The following is a 6,164-nucleotide window of genomic DNA, read 5'->3' on the forward strand; positions in this document are numbered from 1 at the left end:
CGCGCCCTTGCCGTCCGCCGCTCCGGCGCGCCCGCTCGCGCGCGCCCTCGCCCTGCTCCTGGCCGCCGTGGCGTGCGTGCTCTCCGCGGCCCTGCCGCTGGCGCCCGTGCTCGTGAGCACCCCGGAGGTCGTCTGGCCGCGCGCCGGCGAGGCGCCCACCTCCACCACGGCGCTGTTCGCGCCCTACCGGCCGCTGGACGTCAGCGCCGAGGTGCCGTGCGCGAGCGCGCTGGCCGCGGCCGGGCGCACCGCGCTGGGCGCGCGCACCGCGCTGGTGGTCACCGCCCCGGAGGGGTCCGCGCGCGGGCGGGCCCGCTCGCTGAGCGTGGCCGCCGCGGACGGGCGCGTGCTGGTGCGCTCCTCCGGGCGCGACCTGCTCGACGTGGCCGCCGACGACCCGCGCCTGGCGGTGCCCGGCTGCGTGCTGCGCGTCGTGGCCGCGCAGGACGGCACCACCGTGCGCGCCGCTCCCGGCGGCGCGCCGGCGGGGGCGGGGGAGGAGCTGGCGTCCGCGCCGGGCCTGCCGGTGCCCGAGGTCAGCGCCCTGGTCACCGACCTGACCGCCGCGGACGGCGCGGCCCCCTCCCTGGTGGCCCACCCCGACGCGCGCTTCGAGAGCGTCCCGGCGCTGCTGAAGGTCGCGCTGCTGGTGGCGCACGCGCTGCTGGTGCTGCTGGCGCTGCTCGTGCTGCTGGTGGCCGCCGGGCCCGCTCCGCTGCGGCGCCGCGAGCGCTCCGCGGACGAGGCGGCCGCCGCCCGCCCGCTCCGCCTGGACCCGGCGGCGCCGCGCTGGTGGCGGCGCGCGCTGGCCGCGCTGAGCGACGCGGCGGTGGCCGGCGCGCTGGTGCTGTGGGCGGGCGTGGGCCCGCTGCACACCGACGACTTCTACTACGTCCTCGAGGCGCGCAGCGTGGAGCTGACCGGCTACGTGGGCAACGTCGTGCGCTACTTCAACGTCCCGGAGATCCCCTTCACGCTGCAGCAGCTGCTGCTGTCGGGCGTGGTGCAGCTGTCGGCGGCGCCGTGGGCGCTGCGCCTGCCGGCCGCGCTGTGCGGGATCGCCACGTGGGTGCTGCTCACCCGGGTGGTGCTGCCCCGGCTCGTGCAGGACCCGCCGGCGTGGACCCGGCCCCTGGCGGCGGTGGTGCTGCTGGCGTGGTGGTGGCCGTTCAACACCTCCGCGCGCCCGGAGAGCCTGGTCGTGCTGGTCTCCACCGCGACCCTGGCCCTCGTGCTGGAGGCGGTGGCGCGCCGGCGCGCCTGGCTGCTGGGGCCGGCGGCGCTGACGGCCGGGGTCGGGGTGGCGGTCACGGCCTCGGGGCTGCTGGCCGCCGTGCTGCTGCTCGTGCTCGCCCCGCGCTGGTGGCCGCTGGTGCGCGCCTCGCGGCTGGGGTCGCTGCCGACGGCCGCGCTGCTGCTGGCGTGCGCCAGCGCCTCCTCGCCGCTGGTGTTCGCCGACGCGACCCTGGCCACCGCGCTGACCTCGCTGCGCGTGCACGACGAGGTCGGACCCAACCTGGAGTGGTGGCAGGAGGCGCAGCGCTACGCCGCCCTGACGGTGGGCGTGGACCCCAACCAGCGCGGCTACGCCCGCCAGGTGGTCGTGCTCGTCACGCTCGTGCTGCTCGTGGGCGTCACCGCCGCGCTGCTGCGCGCCACCCGCACCCGCGCCGCGCGGGTGGCGTGGGTGGTCCCGGTGGCCGCCGCCTGGACCGGCTTCGCCGTCCTGGCGCTCTCGCCGACGAAGTGGTCGCACCACTTCGGCGCCCTGGCCGGGGTGGGCACGCTGCTGGCGGTGACCGGCGCCGTCGTCCTGGTGCGCCGCCGCCCGACGCGCTGGGCGCTGCTGGCGCTGTGGGCCGCGGTCGTGGTCGTCGCCGGCGCGGCCTTCCACGGCCCGGACGCGCAGGTGGAGTACTCCGCCTACGGCGTCGAGCCGGAGCTGCCCGAGCTGCTGGGCAACCCGCTGCTGTGGGCGGGGCTGTCGGCGCTGGTGGTGCTGCCCGTGCTCGCCGTGCGCCGCCGGCGCGCCCGGGCGAGCGGCGTGAGCGGCACGGGGGGCGTGGGGGGCGCGGGGGGCGCGGTGCGCGACGCGTGGCCGGAGCTGGTCGTGGCCGCGGTGGCCGTCGTCCTGGTCGCCTCGGTGCTCGCGCAGGCCGCGAGCGTCGCCTCGGCGACCCGGCGGCTGTCGGGGACCTGGTCGGTGGCCGCGGACGCGTGGCCGGCGCTGACCGGGCGCTCGTGCGGCTTCGCCGACGCGGCCGTGGCGCTGACCGGCGCCCGGGTGCTGGACCCGGCGCCGGGCGCGGGACCGGGCGCACCGGGGCCGGCCGCTCCCGCGGCGACGCCGGAGCAGCGCGAGGACCTGCCGGCCACCGCCCCGGCGCAGGTGGGCGCCTGGTCGGGCGTGCCCGGCGCGGAGGTCGTCACGCCGTGGGTGGACCTGGGCGGTCGCAGCCCCTCCGACACCCTGGCGTTCGACGTCCTCGGCGCGCCCGCGGCGGTGCTCGTGGAGTTCACCGACGCCGCCGGCGCGTCCCTGCCGGTGCCCGCGGTGCTGCCGCCGGGGAGCGGCTGGCGCCGCGTGGGCTTCGGCCCGCTGGGCGACACCCCGCCGACGGCGGTGGCGGCCAGGGTGCGCCTGCGGGTGGACGCCGATGCGATCGCCGCGGACGGCGTCGCCGGCGCCGGGAGCGCCCAGGACGCGCAGGACGCGGTGCCCCCGGCGGTGACGGACCCGTACCGGCGCACCGCGCAGACCCTGTCGCAGGCGGTGCCGCCGGGCACCCGGGTGCTGGTGGACTGGCCGATCGGCCTGCACCTGCCCTGCTACGCCCCGCCGGTGGTGGCCGGCGGCATGGCCGAGCCGGTCGGGTGGGCGGTGCGCAGCGCGACCTTCGAGGGCACCCCGATGCTCACCGTCATCGACGGCGGCGGCACCTACTCCACGCTGCCGGAGGTGGCGACCCTGACGCCGTACCGCGGTTTCCTGCCCGGGGCGCCGTACCGGGAGTGGGGCGACCTGCTGCGCGTGGAGTACGAGCTGCCCCCGGGCCGCTACGACGTGCGCGAGGGGCGGCGCACCGTGCCGGGGTGGCGCTGGTGGGACGGCGCCGGCCCGGGCCCCAGCCCGCAGGAGTACCTCGACGGCACCGCGGACCCCGACCGCTGACGGGGCGCGCCCGCCGCGGAACCCGCCCGGCGCGGCCCGCGCACCGCTACGGTCGCCGGTGTGAGCGCACCCCGCCGACCGCTGCCGCCGGCGGTCCCGGTCCTCGCCCCCCTCCTGGCCGCCCTGCTGCTGGCCGGCGCGCTCGGCGGCTGCGCGCCGGCCGGCGCCGGGGGGCCGGTGGCCGCCGTCGGCGAGGAGGAGGCGCGCGCGGTGGTCGCCGGCGTCGTCGCGCTGGCCGCGCAGCGCACCCCGGCCGCGATGGAGCGGGTGTGCGAGGAGAACGACGGCTGCCCCGGGATGTCCAGCGGCATCGTGCACGACCCGCTGGGCGCTCCCGGGCCGGAGCGGGCGCCGCGGGAGCTGTGCACGGTGGCGGTGCCGCCCACGCCGTCGCAGGACGGGTCCCGCATCGTGGTCCTCGAGGGCGTCGACGGGTACGGGCGCGCCTACGTCAGCCAGGTCCTGGTCGACCGCGCCCGCGAGGCCGAGGACGACGAGGACGGCCTGCAGGTGCAGGAACCGGGGTTCTGGCTGGGCATCCGCTACACCGCGCTGCAGCACGGGCGCGCCTGGAGCGGGCTGGGGACGGGGCCGGGCCAGCCGGGGGCGGACGACGACCTCGCGCGCCGGGCGTGCACCGACACCCGGGCGTGGGTGGCCGAGGTCGCCACCCGCACCCCCGACGAGGGGGCCACCGCGCGCGCGAGCCGGGAGGCGGCCGCCGGCTGAGGGCCGGGACGACGCAGGGCCCCGGCACCCTCGCGGGTGCCGGGGCCCTGACGCCCTGACGGTGGCGGCGCCGCCGCGCCGCTCAGCGGTAGCTGACGACCGCCCCGCGCGCCGGGGTCCAGGTGATCGAGCCGCCCTGGAAGTCGCTGCGCTTGCCGCCGGCGACGTCGTACTCGCCGGAGGTGGGGTAGCCCAGGCGCCCGGCCTCCCAGCCCTGGCGGGCCCAGGCGTCGCGGATGAGACCGCGCACGCTGTGCGCGCCGGTGGCCGGCGAGAAGTACACCGAGCCGCCGCGGAAGTGGTTGAACGCGCCGCCGCCGCGCAGCGGGGTCTCGTCGGTGGTCGGGTAGCCGAGGAACCCGGCCTCCCAGCCGTTGCGGGCCCACGCGTCGCGGATCAGGCCCTTGACGACGCGGGCACCGGTGCCCGGCGACCAGTAGACGGAACCGCCCTGGAAGTGGTTGAAGGCGCCGCCGCGCAGGGCGACCTCGTCGGTGACGGGGAAGCCCAGCGAGGAGTTCTCCCAGCCGGCCGCGGCCCAGCGGTCGCGGATGAGGCCGCGCACGACGTGCGAGCCGGTGGCGGGGGAGAAGTACACCGAGCCGCCGCGGAAGTGCTGGAAGTACCCGGACTTCACCGGGGTCGGCAGGATCGCGGTGGTGGGCGCGCCGAGGAAGCCGTTCGCGCCGCCCACCGAGCTCCACTTGACGGCGATGTCGGGGGTCGCGCTGATCGGCGCGCCCTCCACGCGCAGGGTGCCGTCGCCGTTGCGCACCAGGGTCGCGATGCTCATGCGGCGCGGGTGCGGCACGGGCCCGCCGACGTTCTCGCCCAGGCGGAACGTCGCGTACGCCATGCGCAGGCGGCCCTGCGCGTCGACGAACCCGGAGGAACCGCCCGGGCCCTGCGCGGCGCCGGCGCTGGCCAGCAGCGGCGTGGAGGACACGCGGTGGCACGCGCCCAGCGGCCCGGAGGGGCACACCGCGTACCCGGACGCGTAGGTGCTGTGGCCCTGGTCGTCCAGCGGGTCGGAGAGGTTGCCGGAGTAGAACAGGTACGTCGTGCCGCCGAAGCTGACCATCGAGGGGTTCTCGATGGTGTGGCCCTCCCACGAGTTCGCGGCGGTCTCCAGCAGCTTGACCACCGGCGCGCCCGGGCGCGGGAAGCCGTTGCCGTCCAGCTCCACCGCCTTGATCGAGGACGCGTGGGAGGCGATCTTGCCGGAGGACTTCCACAGCAGGTAGTTCCGCCCGCTCGCCGCGTCGTGGTACGGCATCGGGTCGATGGACCCGCCGGGGTCCTGGTTCACGTCCTCGCACTGGATCGGGCCGCCGCCGCTGATGTCGCGGAACGGGCCCAGCGGGGAGGGCGCGGAGGCGACCGTCAGGCAGAAGCGCGAGGGCGAGACGCGCACGGGGGAGTACGCGAACCAGGTCGAGCCGATGCTGAAGACGCCCGGGGCCCAGTAGTCGCGGTTGATCCACGGACCCTGCGGGTGCACGACGCCCCACGAGGCCTGGCGCACCAGCGCGTCGTTGGTGTCGTACTTGCCCCACTCGTCCATCGGGGCGGCCTTGATCTCGCCGGGGATCTTCGGGTCGCCGGCGACGGAGTAGCCGGGGCGCCCGGGCGGGCCGTCGTCGGAGTAGCGCGCGCGCACCTTCCACGTCACCAGGTCGGTGCTGGTCAGCACGGGCAGCACGCGCCCGCCGACGGGGGAGGCGTAGGCGTAGTAGGTGCCGCCGACGCGCACGACGGTGGGGTCGCCGAAGTCGCCGGTCCAGGTGGCGCCGGGCTGGAACCACGTCGGTTCGGCCGCCACGGCGCTCTCGGCGCCGGGGCCGGTGGACAGCGAGCAGACCGCCAGGCCTGCGGTCACGCCTGCGGCGACCGCGGCGACGAGGCGGCGCAGTCGGGACGTGGGACGCACGGGGGTACCTCCGGGTCGGTGCGTGGGGGGGCCTCGCGAGGAGCATCGGCACGTCGGCGCCCCACCTTGAGCGGCCGTTCGTGCACGGTCCGCCCGCGCCCGGACGGCAGGCGCTCATCCTGCGCGAGCACGGGGCGTGATCGGCAGTCCACGGGCGGAGGCGTGCGTCACACCGGCAGGGTCCCGCCACCGGCACGAGCGCCCCCGGGGGGGGGGCGGGGGGGGGGGGGGGGGGGGGGGGGGGGGGGGGGCGCGGGGGGGGGGGGGGGGGGGGGTGGGGGGGGGGGGGGGCGCCGGGGGGGGGGGGGGGGCGGGGGTTTATGGGTCCAGGGG

The 6,164-nt window shown here is 78.6% G+C and carries 3 protein-coding genes; 2 read left to right on the forward strand and 1 reads right to left on the reverse strand.

Annotated elements, in window-relative coordinates:
* Positions 1 to 7: 7 nt before the first annotated feature.
* On the forward strand, positions 8 to 3,172 hold the full coding sequence (locus ACRYMN_RS12350) for an arabinosyltransferase domain-containing protein (RefSeq protein ID WP_432495435.1): 3,165 nt from the start codon (positions 8 to 10) through the stop codon (positions 3,170 to 3,172).
* 60 nt (positions 3,173 to 3,232) lie between these two features.
* Entirely contained in the window at positions 3,233 to 3,901 is a 669-nt protein-coding gene (locus tag ACRYMN_RS12355; protein ID WP_432495437.1) for a hypothetical protein, read from the forward strand.
* 82 nt (positions 3,902 to 3,983) lie between these two features.
* Here ACRYMN_RS12355 and ACRYMN_RS12360 read toward each other — a convergent pair whose 3' ends face one another.
* Complete coding sequence (locus ACRYMN_RS12360; RefSeq protein ID WP_432495439.1) at positions 3,984 to 5,831, reverse strand: family 43 glycosylhydrolase; 1,848 nt, start codon at positions 5,829 to 5,831, stop codon at positions 3,984 to 3,986.
* Between the last annotated feature and the right edge of the window lie 333 nt (positions 5,832 to 6,164).

The organism is Kineococcus gypseus, from assembly GCF_050871305.1.
Classification (GTDB): domain Bacteria; phylum Actinomycetota; class Actinomycetes; order Actinomycetales; family Kineococcaceae; genus Kineococcus; species Kineococcus gypseus.